The sequence below is a fragment of the Streptomyces sp. NPDC028711 genome, from assembly GCF_055565415.1.
The window spans coordinates 751985-768838 of record NZ_JBVHUJ010000001.1 but is presented as its reverse complement, the minus strand read 5'-3'; the positions used below and the strand labels follow the sequence as shown (position 1 = coordinate 768838).

Here is a 16854-nt window from a genome sequence, read left to right as displayed (position 1 = left end):
CCTCCGAGGAGCCCCCTCCGAGGCGAGTTCAGTCGGCCGTAGTCCCCTCCGGGGCGAGCCGCTCCAGGCGCACCGCGCACACCTTGAACTCGGGCATCCGGGAGACCGGGTCGAGCGCCGGGTTCACCAGCGTGTTCGCCCGCCCCTCTCCGTACCAGTGGAACGGCATGAAGACCGTGTCCGGCCGGATCGCCGTGGTGATCCGCGCCGGGGCGACGGCCCGGCCGCGCCGCGACACCACCGCGACCCGCTCGCCCTCGGCGACCCCGAGCCGCTCGGCGACCCGCGGGTGGAGCTCCACGAAGGGGCCGGGCGCCGCCGCGTTCAGCTCGGCGACCCGCCGCGTCTGCGCGCCCGACTGGTACTGGGACACGACCCGGCCGGTGGTGAGGACGACCGGGTACTCGGCGTCCGTCTCCTCGGCCGCCGCCCGGTGCACCACCGGCACGAACCGGGCCCGCCCGTCGGGGGTCGCGAACCGGTCGAGGAACAGCCGGGGCGTCCCCTCGTGCTCCGGCGTGGGGCAGGGCCAGAACACACCCTGCTCCTCCTCGATCCGCCGGTAGCTGATGCCCGCGTAGTCGGCGGGCCCGCCGGCCGAGGCGCGCCGCAGCTCCTCGAAGACCTCCTCGGGGTCGGCGGAGAAACCCTTCTCCCAGCCGAGGAGCCCGGCAAGCGCGTGCAGCATCTCCAGGTCGCTGCGGACCCCGGCGGGCGGGGTGAGGGCGCGGCGGCGGAGCAGCACCCTGCCCTCCAGGTTGGTCATGGTGCCGGTCTCCTCCGCCCACTGGGTGACGGGCAGGACGACATCGGCGAGGGCGGCCGTCTCGGACAGGACGACGTCCGCGACGGCGAGGAAGTCGAGCGACCTCAGCCGCTCCTCGACGTGGGCGGCGCGCGGCGCGGACACCACCGGGTTGGAGCCCATGAGGAGCAGGGCCTTCACGTCGCCGCCGAGCGCGTCGAGGAGTTCGTACGCGCTCCGCCCGGGACCGGGCAGCGACTCGGGCGGGACCCCCCACACCCCGGCCACGTGCGCGCGTGCGGCCGGGTCGTCGAGCTTGCGGTAGCCGGGCAGCTGGTCGGCCTTCTGGCCGTGCTCGCGGCCGCCCTGGCCGTTGCCCTGGCCGGTGAGGCAGCCGTAGCCGCTGAGCGGCCGGCCCGCCTTGCCGGTGGCGAGGCAGAGGTTGATCCAGGCGCCGACGGTGTCCGTCCCCTTGGACTGCTGCTCGGGGCCGCGCGCGGTGAGGACCATGCCGGTGGGCGCGTCGGAGAACATCGCGACGGCCTCACGGAGCTGCGGCACGGACACGCCGGTGATCCGCTCGACCTGCTCGGGCCAGTGGGACATGGCCCCGGCGCGGGCGGCCTCCCAGCCGGTGGTGCGCGCGGCGACGAACTCCTCGTCGACCCGGCCCTCGGCGACGACGAGGTGCAGCATGCCGAGGGCGAGCGCGAGGTCGGTGCCGGGGCGCGGAGCGAGGTGCAGATCGGCCTGTTCGGCGGTGCGGGTGCGGCGCGGGTCGATGACGACCAGCTTCCCGCCGTTCTCCTTCAGCTCCGTGAGGTAGCGCAGGGCGGGCGGCATGGTCTCGGCGAGGTTGGAGCCGACGAGGATCACGCAACCCGTCTTCGGGATGTCCTCCAGGGGGAAGGGCAGTCCCCGGTCGAGGCCGAAGGCCCTGCCGTGCGCGGCGGCGGCCGACGACATGCAGAAGCGCCCGTTGTAGTCGATCTGCGAGGTGCCGAGGACCAGCCGGGCGAACTTCCCGAGGGTGTACGCCTTCTCGTTGGTGAGGCCGCCGCCGCCGAAGACCCCCACGGCGTCGGGACCGTGGTCGGCGCGGGTCCGGCTCAGCCCCTCGGCGACGGCGGCGAGTGCCTCCTCCCAGGTCGCGGGCGCCAGGGCCCCCGTGTCAGGGCATCGGACCAGGGGCTCGGTGAGCCTGACCCGGGAGGAGAGTACGGACGGGGCGGTGCGGCCCTTGCCGCACAGGGCGCCCCGGTTGACGGGGAAGTCGGTCCGGTCGACCACCTCGGCGGGCAGCTCCGGGTCGCCGGTGGGGCGGAGCGACATGCCGCACTGCAGGGCGCAGTAGGGGCAGTGGGTGGGTACGGCGGTGACCTCGGACATGCGGCAAGCGTGCGTCAGACGTGTTACGCGGGGCGGCGCGGCTGATTACGGGCGCGGTGCCATGCCCTCCGTTCCCCAGGGCTTCCGAGGTGAGGCGAGCGCGGGGTCACGGCCGGTCGTGAGGTGAGGCGAGCGCCTCGGTGACGCCCTTCTCCCGCGGCCCGAGGAACTGCGGATCCGGCCGGAGGGCGGCGTCGAGGGAGGCCTTGCCGGCCGCGAACAGCTCCCGTGTGGTGCCGTAGTACCAGGTGCGGTCATGGGGTTCGGGAACTCCGACGCCGTACGCGTCGACGCCCGCGCGGCCGCACAGCGCGACGGCCCGCTTGATGTGGAAGTCCTGGGTGACGAGCACGGCCCGGTCGACCCCGAAGACCTTCCGGGCCCGGACGCAGGAGTCCCAGGTGTCGAAGCCCGCGTAGTCGCTGACGATCCGCCCGTCCGGCACCCCGCGCGCCGTGAGGTACGCGCGCATGGCGCTGGGTTCGTCGTACGCGGTCCTGCTGTTGTCCCCGGTGACGAGGAGGACCCGGACCTTGCCCGTCCGGTACAGCTCGGCGGCCGTGTCGAGCCGGTGCGCGAGATACGGGGTGGGACGGCCGTTCCACAGACCGGCGCCGAAGACGACGGCGACCTCCCGGGCGGGCACGTCGGCGGTGGTACGGAGCTTCCCGGCGGCGGCGGTGTGCATCCAGGTGGAGGGGAGGAGGGCGAGGACGGCGCCCGCCATCACGGCCTGGAGGGTACGGCGGCGGGCCCGGGTGGTGCGGGGGATCAACCGGGTGAGCCGTGCCGGCATGCGGGAACCTCCGTGGGGGGACGGGTGTCGGTCTGTCACCCCGTCCGACGCGCGTCGGCGGGATTCGGTTCGCCGGCGCCCCGGTCTGTTCCGTACAACACACCGGCCAGGACCATCCCGAGCAGCATGCCGAGGAACTGGGCGGCGGCGAAGGCGGGCACCGAGGCGGGGGCGATTCCGGTGAAGGAGTCGGAGAACGCGCGGCCGACGGTGGCGGCCGGGTTGGCGAAGGAACCGGAGGAGGTGAACCAGATCGCCGCGCCGATGTAGCCGGCGACCGCGACGGGGGCGAGTCCCGGCCGGCCGGTGTGGCGAAGCCCCTGCACGACGAGGACGAGCCCGGCGGTGGCGACGGCCTCGCCGAGCAGCAGGTGCAGTGCGGAGCGCGACTCGGTGGCCCAGGCGCCGGGCGCCCGCCCGAACATCGCCTCGGCGAGCAGGGCCCCGGAGACGGCCCCGGCGAGCTGGGCGCCGATATAGACGAGGGCCTCGCGCCCTCCGCGCTCTGGCCGCCGGCACCACCACTCCGACAGGGTCACGACGGGGTTGAAGTGGGCCCCGGAGAGCGGCCCGATGAGGGCGATGAGCAGGCCGAGGCCGAGGGCGGACGCGGTGGCGTTGGCGAGCAGCCGGACGCCGATGTCCTGGCTCAGGGAGTCGGCGCGGATGCCGGAGCCGACGATCACGGCGACGAGGGCGCCGGTGCCGATGAACTCGGCGGCGGCGCGCCGGGGGAGCGCGGGCGGGGACATTCTCATAGTGGAAAAGATATTCCGTGATTCGGAAGGAAAAAAGAGGGGAGGGGAGGTGCGAGGTCCCCGTACGATCCGCGCATGAAGATCGACGACCTTGTCATCCGCCGCGCGGCCGACTCCGACGCCGCCGCTGTGGCCGACGTGTGGCTGCGCTCGTACACGGCGGCGCTCCCGAACGTGCGCCGCGCCCACACGGACGAGGAGGTCCGGTCGTGGGTCCGGCACGTGGTCGTCCCCGGCCAGGAGACCTGGGTGGCGACGGTCGACGACACGGTCGTCGCGATGATGGTCCTGGACGGCGAGGACCTGGACCAGCTCTACATCGACCCGCCGTGGCGCGGCCACGGCATCGGCGACCGGCTCGTGAACCTGGCGAAGGAACGCCGCGCGGACGGCCTGACGCTCTGGACGTTCCAGACCAACGCCCCGTCCCGCCGCTTCTACGAACGCCATGGCTTCGTGGCCAAGGAACACACGAACGGCACCCGCAACGAGGAAAACGAACCGGACGTCCGCTACGCGTGGCACCCGGACGCCTGAACCCACTGGGGCGGCGCCCCCCCTGGGGTGGCCCCCCCCTGGGGTGCCCCCCCTGGGGTGGCCCCCGCCTGGGGCGGCGCTTCAGCCGGGCGGCGCTTCAGCCGGGCGGCGCCCCCCCCGCCTGGGGTGCCCCTCGCCTGGGGCGGCGCCCCTGCCCACCCCAGCCGGGCGGCGCCCCCCGCCTGGGACGGCCCCCCCGCCCCCCCCGTGTGGGCAATCGTCCCGCTGGGGCGGGACGGGTGGGCACACGGGACGGCGCCCTTGGCGGCGCCTCCGCCCCTTGTGCCTGGACCCGCACCGGACTGTGCGCCGTACATCGGGTGCGGGTTCAGGCGCGGAAGCCTAGGCCCGGCAGGGGGCGCCGTCCGTTGTGCCCACCCGTTCCGCCCCAGCGGAACGATTGCCCACAACGGGGGTGGCGGGTGGGCGCCGCCACAACGAGGATGGGCGGCGGCGCCGCCACAACGCGGGGGCGGGGCGCCGCCACGGCGAGGGTCGGCGGCGGGCCGCCACAACGAGGGTCGGCGGCGGGCCGCCACGGCGAGGGTCGGCGGCGGGCCGTCACGGCGAGGGGTGGCGGGCGCGCCGACGGTGGTGGCGGGCGTCACGGGGAAACCGGTGGCGCGGGTGCCGGTGTGTGAGGTGACTGCAAACACACGTCACCCGGGCGAAACCGCCAGGCAACGCGCCGCCGTCAGGATCAGCGCATGACCCAGGAGCCGCAGACCACCGACCCCGACGCCCCCACCCTCGTCGCCGTCGGTCACGGCAGCCGCGACCCCCGCGCCCGGGCGACCCTGAGCCGCCTCCTCGACCGCGTCCGCGAGCTGCGCCCCGGGCTCGACGTACGGCTCGCGCACATCGAGCTGAACGCCCCGCTCCTCGCCCCCACCCTCGCGGACCTCGCCGCCGAAGGCCGCAGCGCCGTGCTCGTACCCCTGCTCTTCGCCCCCGGCCACCACGTCACCCACGACCTGCCCGCCGCCCTCGCCGCCGTACCCGGACTCCGCGCCCGCGTCGCCACACCGCTCGGCGCGCACCCGCTCCTCGTCGAGGCCCTCGCCGACCGGCTCGCGCAGGCCGGCTGGGCCCCCGAGGACGGGACCGCCCCCGGTACCGGCGTCGTCCTCGCCTCCGCCGGCTCCCGCGACCCCCGCTCCGGCGCCGAGATCCGCCGTATCGCCGCGCTCCTCAGCGAGCGCCTCGGCGGCACACCCGTCGTCCCCGCCTACGCCTCCGCCGCCGCGCCCACCGTCGCCGAGGCCGTCCGCGCCCTCGCCGCCCGGGGCCGCCACCGGGTCGCCGTCGCCTCCTGCTTCACCGCCCCCGGTCTCTTCGCGAGCCGCGCCGCCGCCGACGCCCCCTGGATCGCCGCCGCCCCGCTCGGCGCCCACCCGGCCCTCGCCCGGCTTGTCCTCCACCGCTACGACCGCGTGCGCACCACCCTCCCCGCGAGGGAACTCGCCGCCGTCTGAGCGCTTCTGTCGGTCCCTCCGGTTACCTTCGAGGCATGGAAGGCACCGCAGACACCCCCGGCACCGCAGACACCCCCGGCTACGACTCCGCCGCGACCGACCGCTGGGCCGCCGAGCCCGACAAACGTCCCGGACGCACCGCCTTCCAGCGCGACCGCGCCCGCGTGCTGCACTCCGCCGCGCTCCGCAGGCTCGCCGGCAAGACCCAGGTCGTCACCCCCGGCACCCGCGGCCACGCCTGGGACGCCAGCCCCCGCACGCGGCTCACCCACTCCCTGGAGTGCGCCCAGGTCGGCCGCGAGCTCGGCGCCGCCCTCGGCTGCGACCCCGACCTCGTCGAGGCCGCCTGCCTCTCCCACGACATGGGCCACCCGCCCTTCGGGCACAACGGCGAGCAGGCGCTCAACGACGTGGCCAAGGACTGCGGCGGCTTCGAGGGGAACGCGCAGTCGCTCCGCCTCCTCACCCGCATCGAGCCCAAGCGCTTCGTGAAGGACGCCGACGGGGAGCTCGTCAGCGTCGGACTCAACCTCACCCGGGCCACCCTCGACGCCGCCACCAAGTACCCGTGGCCGCGCGGCGGGCACCCCGAGGACCCCGGCTCGCCCAAGTTCGGCGTGTACGAGGACGACGTACCCGTCTTCGCCTGGATCCGGCAGGGCGCCCCCGCCGACCGCAAGTGCTTCGAGGCCCAGGTCATGGACTGGTCCGACGACGTGGCCTACTCGGTGCACGACTTCGAGGACGGTCTGCACGCGGGGCACATCGACCCCAACCTCCTCCTCGCCGAGCCCGAGCGCGTCGACATCGCGGCCGTCGCCATCGGCCGCTACGTACCCGAGGACACCGACCCGCAGGAGCTCGCCGACGCCCTCGACCGGCTCCTCGACCAGGAGTGGTGGCCGCACGGCTACGACGGCTCGGCCGTCGCCCAGGCCCGCCTCAAGGACGCCACGAGCCAGCTCATCGGCCGCTTCTGCCTCGCCGCAGAGGGCGCGACCCGGCAGGCATACGGTTCCGGCCGTCTCACGCGCTACGGCGCCGAGCTCGTCGTCCCCCGCGAGGCCCGCAACGAGTGCGCGGTCCTCAAGGCCGTCGCCGACCGGTACGTGATGCAGCGCGCCGAGCAGGAGGCCCTCCGCGCCGACCAGCGCGTCGTCGTCGCCGAACTCGCCGAGGCGCTCGTCGCCCGCGCCCCCGACGGACTCGAACCGCAGTTCCGGTCCCTTTTCGACGCCGCGCGCGACGACCGGGCCCGCAAGCGCGTCATCGTCGACCAGATCGCCTCCCTCACCGACGCCTCCGCCCGCGCCCTCCACGCCCGCCTCCGCCACCCCCGTTCCTCGTAACGGCCCTCTTCCCCCGCCACCCTCCGTGCGGGACGCTCGCATGCACGCCCCGGGGCGGTACGGCCGGACGAACGCCCGGGGGCGTAGGTTGGAATCGGTCGCAACGAGGAGGAAACGACGTGGTCGACGCGGATCAGACCTTTGTCATCGTCGGAGGGGGCCTGGCCGGCGCCAAGGCGGCGGAGACCCTCCGCTCCGAGGGGTTCAACGGCCGGGTGATCCTCATCGGCGACGAGCGCGACCACCCCTACGAGCGCCCACCCCTCTCCAAGGGCTATCTCACGGGCGCCAAGGAACGCGACAGCGCCTTCGTCCACGAGGCCGCCTGGTACGCGGCGAACGACATCGAGCTGCACCTCGGGCAGCCCGTCATCGCCGTCGACCGCGAGGCCCGCACCGTCCGCCTCGGCGACGGCACCGTCATCCGGTACGACAAGCTGCTCCTCGCCACCGGCTCCGAGCCGCGCCGCCTCGACATCCCCGGCACCGAGCTCGCCGGCGTCCACCACCTGCGCCGCCTCGCCCACGCCGACCGGCTCCGCCAGGTCCTCGCCGGCCTCGGCCGGGACAACGGCCACCTGGTCATCGCGGGCGCCGGCTGGATCGGCCTCGAAGTCGCCGCCGCCGCCCGCGGCTACGGAGCCGAGGTCACCGTCGTCGAATCCGACCCCACCCCGCTCCACCGGGTCCTCGGCCCCGAGCTCGGCCAGCTCTTCGCCGACCTCCACACCGACCACGGCGTCCGCTTCCACTTCGGCGCCCGGCTCACCGAGATCGTCGGCCAGGACGGCATGGTCCTCGCCGTCCGCACCGACGACGGCGAGGAGCACCCGGCGCACGCCGTGCTCGCCGCGATCGGCGCCGCCCCCCGCACCGCCCTCGCCGAGAACTCCGGGCTCGCCCTCGTCGACCGCGCCGACGGCGGCGGCATCGCCGTCGACGAGTCCCTCCGCACCTCCGACCCCGAGATCTACGCCGCGGGGGACGTGGCCGCCGCCCACCACCCGCTCCTCCACACCCGGCTCCGCGTCGAGCACTGGGCCAACGCCCTCAACGGCGGCCCGGCCGCCGCCCGCGGCATGCTCGGGCAGCACGTCTCGTACGACCGCGTCCCCTACTTCTTCACCGACCAGTACGACCTGGGCATGGAGTACTCCGGCTGGGCGCCCCCCGGCTCGTACGACCAGGTCGTGGTCCGCGGCGACACCGGCAAGCGCGAGTTCATCGCCTTCTGGCTCAAGGAGGGCCGGGTCCTCGCCGGGATGAACGTGAATGTGTGGGACGTCACAGACCCGATCCAGAAGCTGATCCGCGCCCGCAAGGCCGTGGACACGGACGCCCTCGCCGACCCCTCCGTACCCCTGGAGAGCCTGATCTGATCACCCCCGCCCCCACGTAGACTTCACGCGTGGCAGGCAGGATCAACGATGACGACGTGAAGGCGGTCCGGGACGCGGTCCCGATCGACGCCGTCGTGTCCGAGTACCTCCAGCTCCGCAACGCGGGCGGCGGAAACCTCAAGGGCCTCTGCCCCTTCCACGACGAGAAGTCGCCTTCCTTCCAGGTCAGCCCCAGCAAGGGACTCTTCCACTGCTTCGGCTGCCAGGAGGGCGGCGACACCATCGCCTTCGTGATGAAGATCGACCACCTCTCCTTCTCGGAGACGGTCGAGCGCCTCGCCGCCAAGGCGGGCATCACCCTGCGGTACGAGGAAGGCGGCTACAACCCCGGCCACCAGCGCGGCGAACGCATCCGTCTGGTCGAGGCGCACAAGGTCGCCGCCCAGTTCTACATCGACCAACTCGACTCGCCCGAGGCCGAGATCGGCCGGAAGTTCCTCGCCGAGCGCGGCTTCGACCAGTCCGCCGCCGCCCACTTCGGCGTCGGCTACTCCCCGGCCGGCTGGGACCACCTCACCCGCTTCCTGCGCGGCAAGGGCTTCTCCGACAAGGAACTGATCCTCTCCGGCCTCTCCCAGGACGGCCGCCGCGGCCCCATCGACCGCTTCCGCGGCCGCCTCATGTGGCCGATCAAGGACGTCGGCGGCGAGATCGTCGGCTTCGGCGCGCGCAAGCTCCGCGACGACGACAACGGGCCCAAGTACCTCAACACCCCCGAGACGCCGATCTACAAGAAGTCCCAGGTGCTCTACGGCATCGACCTGGCCAAGAAGGACATCGCCAAGGTCAGCCGGGCCGTCGTCGTCGAGGGCTACACCGACGTCATGGCCTGCCACCTCGCCGGCGTCACCACCGCCATCGCCACCTGCGGAACCGCCTTCGGTGGGGACCACATCAAGATCCTCCGCAGGCTCCTCATGGACAACGGCTCGGCCCGCGTCATCTTCACCTTCGACGGCGACGCCGCAGGCCAGAAGGCCGCCCTGCGCGCCTTCGAGGACGACCAGAAGTTCGCCGCCGAGACGTACATCGCCATCGCCCCCGACGGCATGGACCCCTGCGACCTGCGGCTCGCCAAGGGCGACGAGGCCGTCGCCGACCTCGTCCAGCCCCGCACCCCGCTCTTCGAGTTCGCCCTCCGCCAGATCGTGCGGCGGTACGACCTGGAGACCCCCGCCGGCCGGGCCGCCGCCCTCGACGAGGCCGCCCCCGTCGTCGCCCGCATCAAGAACATCGGCGCCCAGCACGAGGTCGCCGTCCAGCTCGCCGGCATGCTCGGCATCCTCGACACCCAGTTCGTCGTCAAGCGGGTCGCCCAGCTCGCCCGCTGGGCCCGCGACCGCGGCGGCAAGGGCCCCGCCCAGCAGACCCCCCAGCGCGGCTACGACACCCAGCCGGCGCCCGCCGGACCCTCGGGCCCCGCGCTCAACCTGCGCAGCCCCGCCCACCGCACCGAGCGCGAACTCCTCAAGCTCGCCCTCCAGCGGCCCGAACTCGTCTCCCCGGCCTTCGACGCGTACGGCGCCGACGAGTTCACCGCCCCGCCGTACGCGGCCGTCCGCCAGTGCGTCCAGGACGCGGGCGGCGCCACCGGCGCCCCCTCCGACTACCTCGCCGCCGTCCGCGAGGCCGCGCCCAACGACACCGTCCGCGCCCTCGTCACCGAACTCGCCGTCGAGACGATCTTCGCCAAGACCGTCGACGAGGCCTACGCCGGGGACCAGCTCGTCACCGTCCGTCTCCGCGCCGTCGACCGCCGCATCCGCGAGGTCCAGGGCACGCTGGCCCGGCTCGGCGCGAACGGCGACCCGGAGCAGCTCGCGGCCGTCCAGAACGAACTGTGGGTCCTCACCCAGTACGGGCAGTCCCTGAGGAACAACGGCGCCGCCGCGCTCTGACGTACGGTCCGTCACACCCCGGTCTCAAAAAGTCACCGCACGCCCCTCGTGGCGGCGATGTGTCGTACCCCACACTGGGTGACGGTGCCGTTCCGCCCCGCCTGGAGGTCGCCCGTCGTGCAGACCGAGACCCGGACCGTGTCGCAGGAGCCGTCCCCCGACGAACCGGACGGGCCGCCGGAGGTCCCGCGCCGCCGCCCCGACCCCGGCGGCAACGGCCCCTCCTCCGACCTCTTCCGCCAGTACCTCCGCGAGATCGGCCGCATCCCGCTGCTCACCGCCGAGGAGGAGGTCGAACTGGCCCGCCGCGTCGAGGCCGGGCTCTTCGCCGAGGAGAAACTCGCCACCACACCCGACCTGGACTCCCGGCTCGCGCACGACCTGGACCGGCTCGTCGTCCTCGGCCGCATCGCCAAACGCCGGCTGATCGAGGCCAACCTCCGCCTCGTCGTCTCCGTCGCCAAGCGGTACGTGGGCCGCGGCCTCACCATGCTCGACCTCGTCCAGGAGGGGAACCTCGGCCTCATCCGGGCCGTCGAGAAGTTCGACTACGCACGCGGCTACAAGTTCTCCACGTACGCCACCTGGTGGATCCGCCAGGCGATGTCCCGGGCCCTCGCCGACCAGGCCCGGACCATCCGCGTCCCCGTGCACGTCGTCGAACTCATCAACCGGGTCATCCGCGTCCAGCGCCGCATGCTCCAGGAACGCGGCTACGAACCCACCGCCGAAGAAGTCGCCGCGCAGCTGGACGTGGCCCCCGAGCGGGTCGGCGAGGTGCTCCGCCTCGCCCAGGAACCGGTCTCGCTGCACGCCCCCGTCGGCGAGGAGGACGACGTCGCCCTCGGCGACCTCATCGAGGACGGCGACGCCGCCTCACCCGTCGAGTCCGCCGCCTTCCTGCTGCTCCGCCGCCACCTGGAGGACGTCCTCTCCACCCTCGGCGAACGCGAACGGAAGGTCGTCCAGCTGCGGTACGGCCTCGACGACGGCAGACCCCGCACCCTGGAGGAGATAGGACGCCTCTTCGGCGTGACCCGCGAACGCATCCGCCAGATCGAGTCCAAGACCCTCAGCAAACTGAGGGACCACGCCTACGCGGACCAGCTGCGCGGCTACCTCGACTAGCGGGCGACTCCCGGAAGAACGCGCCGAAAGTGACGGCTGCCCTTGGCCATGTGACCCATGCCGCACGTCATGCGGCATGGGTCACATGCCCGTTCAGTCGACCTCGGCGACCGCCTGCGCGAACTGCGCCGCGTACAGCCGGGCATAGGCCCCGCCGGACGCCAACAGCTCCTCGTGCGTGCCCTGTTCCACGATCGCGCCGTTCTCCATCACCAGGATCACGTCCGCGTCCCGGATCGTGGAGAGCCGGTGCGCGATCACGAACGAGGTGCGCCCGTGCGCCAGGCGCGCCATCGCCTTCTGGATGAGGACCTCGGTGCGGGTGTCGACCGAGCTGGTGGCCTCGTCGAGGACGAGGATCACCGGGTCGGACAGGAACGCCCGCGCGATGGTGATCAGCTGCTTCTCGCCCGCGCTGACGCCCGCCCCGTCGTCGTCGATGACCGTGTCGTACCCCTCGGGCAGGGTGCGGACGAACCGGTCGGCGTGCGCGGCCCGCGCCGCCTCCTCGATCTCCGCCCGGGTCACCGCGCGCGTCGCGCCGTACGCGATGTTGTCGGCGATGGTGCCGCCGAACAGCCAGGTGTCCTGGAGGACCATGCCGATCCCGGACCGCAGCTCCTCCCGGGACATCTTCGCGATGTCCGCCCCGTCCAGGGTGATCCGGCCGCCCGTCACCTCGTAGAACCGCATGAGCAGGTTCACCAGGGTCGTCTTGCCGGCGCCCGTGGGGCCGACGATCGCGACCGTCTGCCCCGGCTCCACCGTGAGCGACAGGTCCTCGATGAGCGGCTTGTCGGCCTCGTAACGGAAGGAGACGCCCTCCAGGGCGACCTTGCCCTTGAGGTCCGCGGGCGTCTCGCTCTCGCTCTTCGGGGCGTCCGGCTCCTGCTCCTCCGCGTCGAGCAGGTCGAAGATCCGCTCGGCCGAGGCGACACCGGACTGCAGGAGGTTCGCCATCGACGCCACCTGCGTCAGCGGCATGGAGAACTGGCGCGAGTACTGGATGAAGGCCTGCACGTCACCGATGGAGAGCGTGCCGCTCGCCACCCGCAGACCGCCGACGACGGCGACCAGGACGTAGTTGATGTTCGAGATGAAGAACATCACCGGCTGCATCACACCGCTGTTGAACTGCGCCTTGAACCCGGCCTCGTAGAGGGCCTCGTTCTGCTCGCGGAAGTCCGCGGCGGACTCCGCCTGCCGGCCGAAGACCTTCACCAGGGCGTGCCCGCTGTACATCTCCTCCACGTGCGCGTTGAGCGCCCCCGTGGACTTCCACTGCTGGACGAAGTGCGGCTGCGAGCGCTTGCCGATCCTCGCCGCGACGAGGACCGAGACCGGCACCGTCACCAGCGCCACGAGCGCGAGCAGCGGCGAGATCCAGAACATCATCGCGAGCACGCCGACGATCGTGAGCAGCGAGTTGATCAGCTGGCCCATCGACTGCTGGAGCGTCTGCGAGATGTTGTCGATGTCGTTGGTCGCCCGGGACAGCACCTCACCGCGCTTCGCCTTGTCGAAGTACGACAGGGGAAGCCGCGCCAGTTTCGTCTGGACGTCCTCCCGCATCCGGTAGACCGTCCGGTTGATCACCTTGATCGACATGCGGGTGGAGACCAGCATGAGCAGGCCCGCCGCCACGTAGATGCCGAGGACCACGAGCAGCACCTCGCCGACGGCGGAGAAGTCGATCCCCTGCCCCGGCGTGAAGTCGACCCCGGTCAGCATGTCCGCCATGCCGGAGTCGCCCGCCGCGCGCAGCCGTGCGATGGCCTCCGCCTTCGTGCCGCCCTCGATCTGGTTCCCGATGACACCCGCGAAGACGAGGTCGGTCGCCTTGCCGAGGATCTTCGGACCGATCACGGAGGCCGCCACCGACAGCACACCGGCGATCAGCATCAGCCACAGCGCACCGCGCTCGGGCGCCAGCTGCTTCAGCAGCCGCTTTCCCGAGCCCTTGAAGTCCATCGACCGCTGGTCGGGGCCGCCACCGGCCATCATGCGTCCGCCAGGACCGGCCATCAGGCTGCCTCCGCCTCGGTGAGCTGGGAGAGCACGATCTCCCGGTACGTCTCGTTGTCCGCCATCAGCTCCTGGTGCCGTCCGGTGCCGACGACCCGGCCCTCGTCGAGGACGACGATCCGGTCGGCGTCGCGGATGGTGGAGACCCGCTGGGCGACGATGACGACGGTCGAGTCGGCCGTCTCCTCGGCGAGCGCGGCCCGGAGCAGGGCGTCCGTCTCGTAGTCGAGCGCGGAGAACGAGTCGTCGAACAGATAGATCTCCGGGCGCTGGACCAGCGTCCGCGCGATGGCGAGCCGCTGCCGCTGCCCGCCGGAGACGTTGGTGCCGCCCTGCGCGATCGGCGCGTTGAGCCCGTTCTCCAGCTTCCGTACGAAGTCGGCGGCCTGGGCGACCTCGAGGGCGTGCCAGAGTTCCTCGTCGGTCGCGTCGGGTTTCCCGTACCGCAGGTTCGTCGCGACGGTCCCGGAGAAGAGGTACGGCTTCTGCGGCACGAGGCCCACGGTCTTCGCCATCAGCTCGGGGTCGAGCCTCCGGACGTCGACGCCGTCGACGAGGACCTCGCCGCCGGTCGCGTCGAAGAGCCGGGGCACGAGCCCGAGCAGCGTCGACTTCCCGCTGCCCGTCGAACCGATGATCGCCGTCGTCTCACCGGGCCGCGCCACGAGAGCCACGTCCTTCAGGACGGACTCCTCCGCACCCGGATACCGGAAGTCCGCGCTCCTGACCTCCAGGTGCCCGCGCCGGTGCAGCGTCCGCACCGGATCCACCGGCGGCACCACGCTCGACTCGGTCCCGAGGACCTCCTCGATGCGCTCCGCGCAGACCTCCGCCCGCGGCACCATCATGAACATGAAGGTGGCCATCATGACCGCCATCACGATCTGCATCAGATACGCGAGGAACGCGGTCAGCGCGCCGATCTGCATCCCGCCGCTGTCGATGCGGTGCGCACCGAACCAGACGACGGCCACGCTGGAGATGTTCACGACGGTCATCACCGTCGGGAACATCAGCGCCATCAGCCGGCCCGTCGCCATCGACACGTCGGTCAGCTCGGCGTTCGCCCCGCGGAACCGCTCCTCCTCGTACGTGTCCTTCACGAACGCCCGGATCACCCGGTTGCCGGTGATCTGCTCGCGCAGCACCCGGTTCACCGTGTCGAGACGCTCCTGCATCGTCCGGAAGAGCGGCCGCATCCTCCGCACGATCAGCGAGACGGAGATCCCGAGGATCGGCACCACGGCGAGCAGCACACCCGAGAGCGGCACGTCCTGGCCGAGGGCCATCACGATGCCGCCGACACACATGATGGGCGCGGAGACCATCAGAGTGAACGCCATCAGGACGAGCATCTGGATCTGCTGCACGTCATTGGTCGTACGGGTGATCAGCGAGGGCGCGCCGAAGTGCCCCAGCTCCCGCGCGGAGAACGACTGCACCCGGTCGAAGACCGCGCCGCGCACGTCCCGGCCCAGGGCGGAGGCCGTGCGGGCGCCGTAGAAGACGGCACCGATGTTGCAGACGACCTGGACGACGGAGACGCCGACCATCAGGGCACCGAACCGCAGGATGTAGCCGGTGTCCCCCTCGACGACACCGTTGTCGATGATGTCGGCGTTCAGGGTGGGCAGGTAGAGGCTCGCGCAGGTCTGCAGGAACTGCAGGAGCACGAGCAGGACGATCGGTTTTCGGTAGGGCCCGAGATGGGCTCGGAGAAGTCTTATGAGCACGGCTCCTACTATCGCCCGCGCCCCCGAGACGTTACGACTCGTTTAAGGGGCGCGGCGAGCCCTGGCAAAGACTTTACGAACGGGGTCGCCGGGAAAGGGGACCGCCGGCTCTACGAACCGAGAGGTCACGTACGGGGTCACGTACGAGGTCACGTACCGGGACTCTACGAACCGAACGCACCCGGGTGGATCTGCTCCCGCGTCGCCGTGTACTGCTGCCGCACCGACTGCCCCGTCGCCAGCTCCTCGCCCGGCTCCAGGATCTGCGCGGCCGCGCCCTGCCAGGCCGGGGGAGCGGAGGGCGCAAGCGTGCCGCGCGCCACCCCGAGGGCCCAGGCGGCCTGCCGGGCGGCACCGAGCGCCGCGTAGTCGGCCGGCTGGGGGACGACGACCTGCGCGCCGAACAGCGCGGGCGCGAGCGCCTGCACCGCCGGCAGCGCCGCGGCGGCGCCGAGCAGGAACACCCGTCGCACCTCGACGCCCCGGCCGCGCAGCACGTCCATGGCGTCGGTGAGCGCGCAGAGCATCCCCTCGAACGCGGCCCGCGCCAGGTGCTCCGGCTTCATCGACTCGCGCCGCAGCCCGCTGAGCGTGCCCGCGGAGTGCGGCAGGCTCGGGGTCCGCTCGCCCTCCAGATAGGGCAGCAGGACGAGCCCGGAGGCGCCGGGCGTCGACTTCAGGGCGAGCGCGGACAGCTCGTCGAGGGACTCGACGCCCAGCATCTCGGCGGCGCCGCGCAGCGCGCGCACCGCGTTGGAGGTGTGGACGACGGGGAGGTGCATGCCGGTGGCGTCGGCGAAGGAGGTGATCATGCCGCTGGGGTCGGCGAGCGCCTCGTGGTGGACGGCCATCACGGAGCCGGAGGCGCCGAGCGAGACCACCGCGTCGCCGGGGCCGAGACCGAGACCCAGAGCGGCGGCCATCGTCTCGCCGGTGCCGGCGGAGATGAGGAGCCCCTCGGGCGTGGTGCCGGCGGCCTCGGCGGGCCCGAGGACCTCGGGCAGCACGGCCTGGTGGCCGAGGGCCAGCTCGACGAGGTCGGGGCGGTACGTGCCGGTGCGCGCCGACCAGTAGCCGGTGCCGGAGGCGGCGCCGCGGTCGGTGGTGCGGCGGGCGGGCCGGCCGAGGAGCTGCCAGACCAGCCAGTCGTGCGGCTGGAGGACCATCGCGATCCGCCGGGCGTGCTCGGGCTCGGTGCGGGCGAGCCAGCGCAGCTTGGCGACGGGCTGCCCGGCGCCGGGCACGGAGCCGACGGCCTCGGCCCAGGCCTGGCGGCCGCCCAGCGACTCGACGAGGTCGGCGGCGGCCACCTGGGCCCGCTTGTCGTTGCGGACGAGCGCGGGCCGCACGAGGCCGCCCTGCGCGTCGAGGGGGACGAGTCCGTGCTGCTGCGCGGACACGCCGATGGCCTGCACGCCCTCCAGGAGGCCGCCGGTCGCGGCCTCCCCGAGGGAGAGCAGCCAGGTCTGCGGGTCGACGTCGACGGCCTTGGGTTCGCCCGGGTGAGGGGCGTACCCCTGCCGCAGTACGGCACCCGTGTCCGTGTCACAGACGACGATGCGTGTGAACTCCGTTGAACTGTCGAGTCCGGCGACTATCCCCATGACACATGATTCTGCCG

General features: G+C 72.8%; 12 protein-coding genes. 6 read left to right on the top strand and 6 right to left on the bottom strand.

Annotated elements, in window-relative coordinates; all coding sequences use genetic code 11:
- Positions 1-28: 28 nt before the first annotated feature.
- From ACZ4VK_RS03420 to ACZ4VK_RS03410, 3 genes are all read right to left on the bottom strand, one after another.
- Entirely contained in the window at positions 29-2134 is a 2106-nt protein-coding gene (locus ACZ4VK_RS03420; protein ID WP_468347957.1) for a molybdopterin oxidoreductase family protein, read from the bottom strand.
- Positions 2135-2240: 106 nt separating this feature from the next.
- Positions 2241-2930: a SanA/YdcF family protein gene (locus ACZ4VK_RS03415; RefSeq protein WP_468347955.1), complete on the bottom strand. Its 690-nt coding sequence runs from the start codon at positions 2928-2930 to the stop codon at positions 2241-2243.
- 35 nt (positions 2931-2965) lie between these two features.
- Complete coding sequence (locus tag ACZ4VK_RS03410) at positions 2966-3688, bottom strand: aquaporin (protein ID WP_468347953.1); 723 nt, start codon at positions 3686-3688, stop codon at positions 2966-2968.
- A gap of 75 nt (positions 3689-3763) precedes the next feature.
- On the opposite strand from ACZ4VK_RS03410, the gene ACZ4VK_RS03405 reads away from it, so the two are divergent.
- The 6 genes from ACZ4VK_RS03405 (at position 3764) to ACZ4VK_RS03380 (ending at position 11475) form a co-directional block, all read left to right on the top strand.
- The gene (locus ACZ4VK_RS03405; protein ID WP_468347950.1) at positions 3764-4225 is read left to right on the top strand and encodes a GNAT family N-acetyltransferase; all 462 of its coding nucleotides are present in this window, start codon (positions 3764-3766) and stop codon (positions 4223-4225) included.
- A 707-nt stretch (positions 4226-4932) separates the two neighbouring features.
- Positions 4933-5700 (top strand): sirohydrochlorin chelatase, encoded by a 768-nt coding sequence (locus ACZ4VK_RS03400; RefSeq protein WP_468347948.1) that lies wholly within the window; start codon positions 4933-4935, stop codon positions 5698-5700.
- Positions 5701-5735: 35 nt separating this feature from the next.
- Positions 5736-7049 carry a deoxyguanosinetriphosphate triphosphohydrolase gene (locus ACZ4VK_RS03395; RefSeq protein ID WP_468347945.1) on the top strand — a complete coding sequence of 438 codons (1314 nt, stop codon included), beginning with the start codon at positions 5736-5738 and terminating at the stop codon, positions 7047-7049.
- 119 nt (positions 7050-7168) lie between these two features.
- Positions 7169-8428 carry an NAD(P)/FAD-dependent oxidoreductase gene (locus ACZ4VK_RS03390; RefSeq protein ID WP_468347943.1) on the top strand — a complete coding sequence of 420 codons (1260 nt, stop codon included), beginning with the start codon at positions 7169-7171 and terminating at the stop codon, positions 8426-8428.
- A 29-nt stretch (positions 8429-8457) separates the two neighbouring features.
- Positions 8458-10347: a DNA primase gene (gene dnaG / locus ACZ4VK_RS03385; protein WP_468347941.1), complete on the top strand. Its 1890-nt coding sequence runs from the start codon at positions 8458-8460 to the stop codon at positions 10345-10347.
- A 57-nt stretch (positions 10348-10404) separates the two neighbouring features.
- Positions 10405-11475 carry an RNA polymerase sigma factor gene (locus ACZ4VK_RS03380; RefSeq protein ID WP_468347939.1) on the top strand — a complete coding sequence of 357 codons (1071 nt, stop codon included), beginning with the start codon at positions 10405-10407 and terminating at the stop codon, positions 11473-11475.
- A 93-nt stretch (positions 11476-11568) separates the two neighbouring features.
- Here the strand turns inward: ACZ4VK_RS03380 and ACZ4VK_RS03375 are convergent, their stop codons facing one another.
- From ACZ4VK_RS03375 to ACZ4VK_RS03365, 3 genes are all read right to left on the bottom strand, one after another.
- Positions 11569-13500, bottom strand: coding sequence for an ABC transporter ATP-binding protein (locus ACZ4VK_RS03375; protein WP_468347937.1), 1932 nt, complete (start codon positions 13498-13500; stop codon positions 11569-11571).
- Positions 13500-15233 (bottom strand): ABC transporter ATP-binding protein, encoded by a 1734-nt coding sequence (locus tag ACZ4VK_RS03370; protein ID WP_468347935.1) that lies wholly within the window; start codon positions 15231-15233, stop codon positions 13500-13502. Before ACZ4VK_RS03370 ends, ACZ4VK_RS03375 begins: the two co-directional genes overlap by 1 nt.
- Positions 15234-15397: 164 nt before the next feature.
- On the bottom strand, positions 15398-16837 hold the full coding sequence (locus ACZ4VK_RS03365; protein ID WP_468347933.1) for an FGGY family carbohydrate kinase: 1440 nt from the start codon (positions 16835-16837) through the stop codon (positions 15398-15400).
- Positions 16838-16854: the final 17 nt, after the last annotated feature.

Coding starts and splice junctions, on each gene's coding strand:
- ACZ4VK_RS03420 (WP_468347957.1), bottom strand. CDS start 2,134: ATGTCCGAGGTCACCGCCGTACCCACCCACTGCCCCTACTGCGCCCTG.
- ACZ4VK_RS03415 (WP_468347955.1), bottom strand. CDS start 2,930: ATGCCGGCACGGCTCACCCGGTTGATCCCCCGCACCACCCGGGCCCGC.
- ACZ4VK_RS03410 (WP_468347953.1), bottom strand. CDS start 3,688: ATGAGAATGTCCCCGCCCGCGCTCCCCCGGCGCGCCGCCGCCGAGTTC.
- ACZ4VK_RS03405 (WP_468347950.1), top strand. CDS start 3,764: ATGAAGATCGACGACCTTGTCATCCGCCGCGCGGCCGACTCCGACGCC.
- ACZ4VK_RS03400 (WP_468347948.1), top strand. CDS start 4,933: ATGACCCAGGAGCCGCAGACCACCGACCCCGACGCCCCCACCCTCGTC.
- ACZ4VK_RS03395 (WP_468347945.1), top strand. CDS start 5,736: ATGGAAGGCACCGCAGACACCCCCGGCACCGCAGACACCCCCGGCTAC.
- ACZ4VK_RS03380 (WP_468347939.1), top strand. CDS start 10,405: ATGTGTCGTACCCCACACTGGGTGACGGTGCCGTTCCGCCCCGCCTGG.
- ACZ4VK_RS03375 (WP_468347937.1), bottom strand. CDS start 13,500: ATGGCCGGTCCTGGCGGACGCATGATGGCCGGTGGCGGCCCCGACCAG.
- ACZ4VK_RS03365 (WP_468347933.1), bottom strand. CDS start 16,837: ATGGGGATAGTCGCCGGACTCGACAGTTCAACGGAGTTCACACGCATC.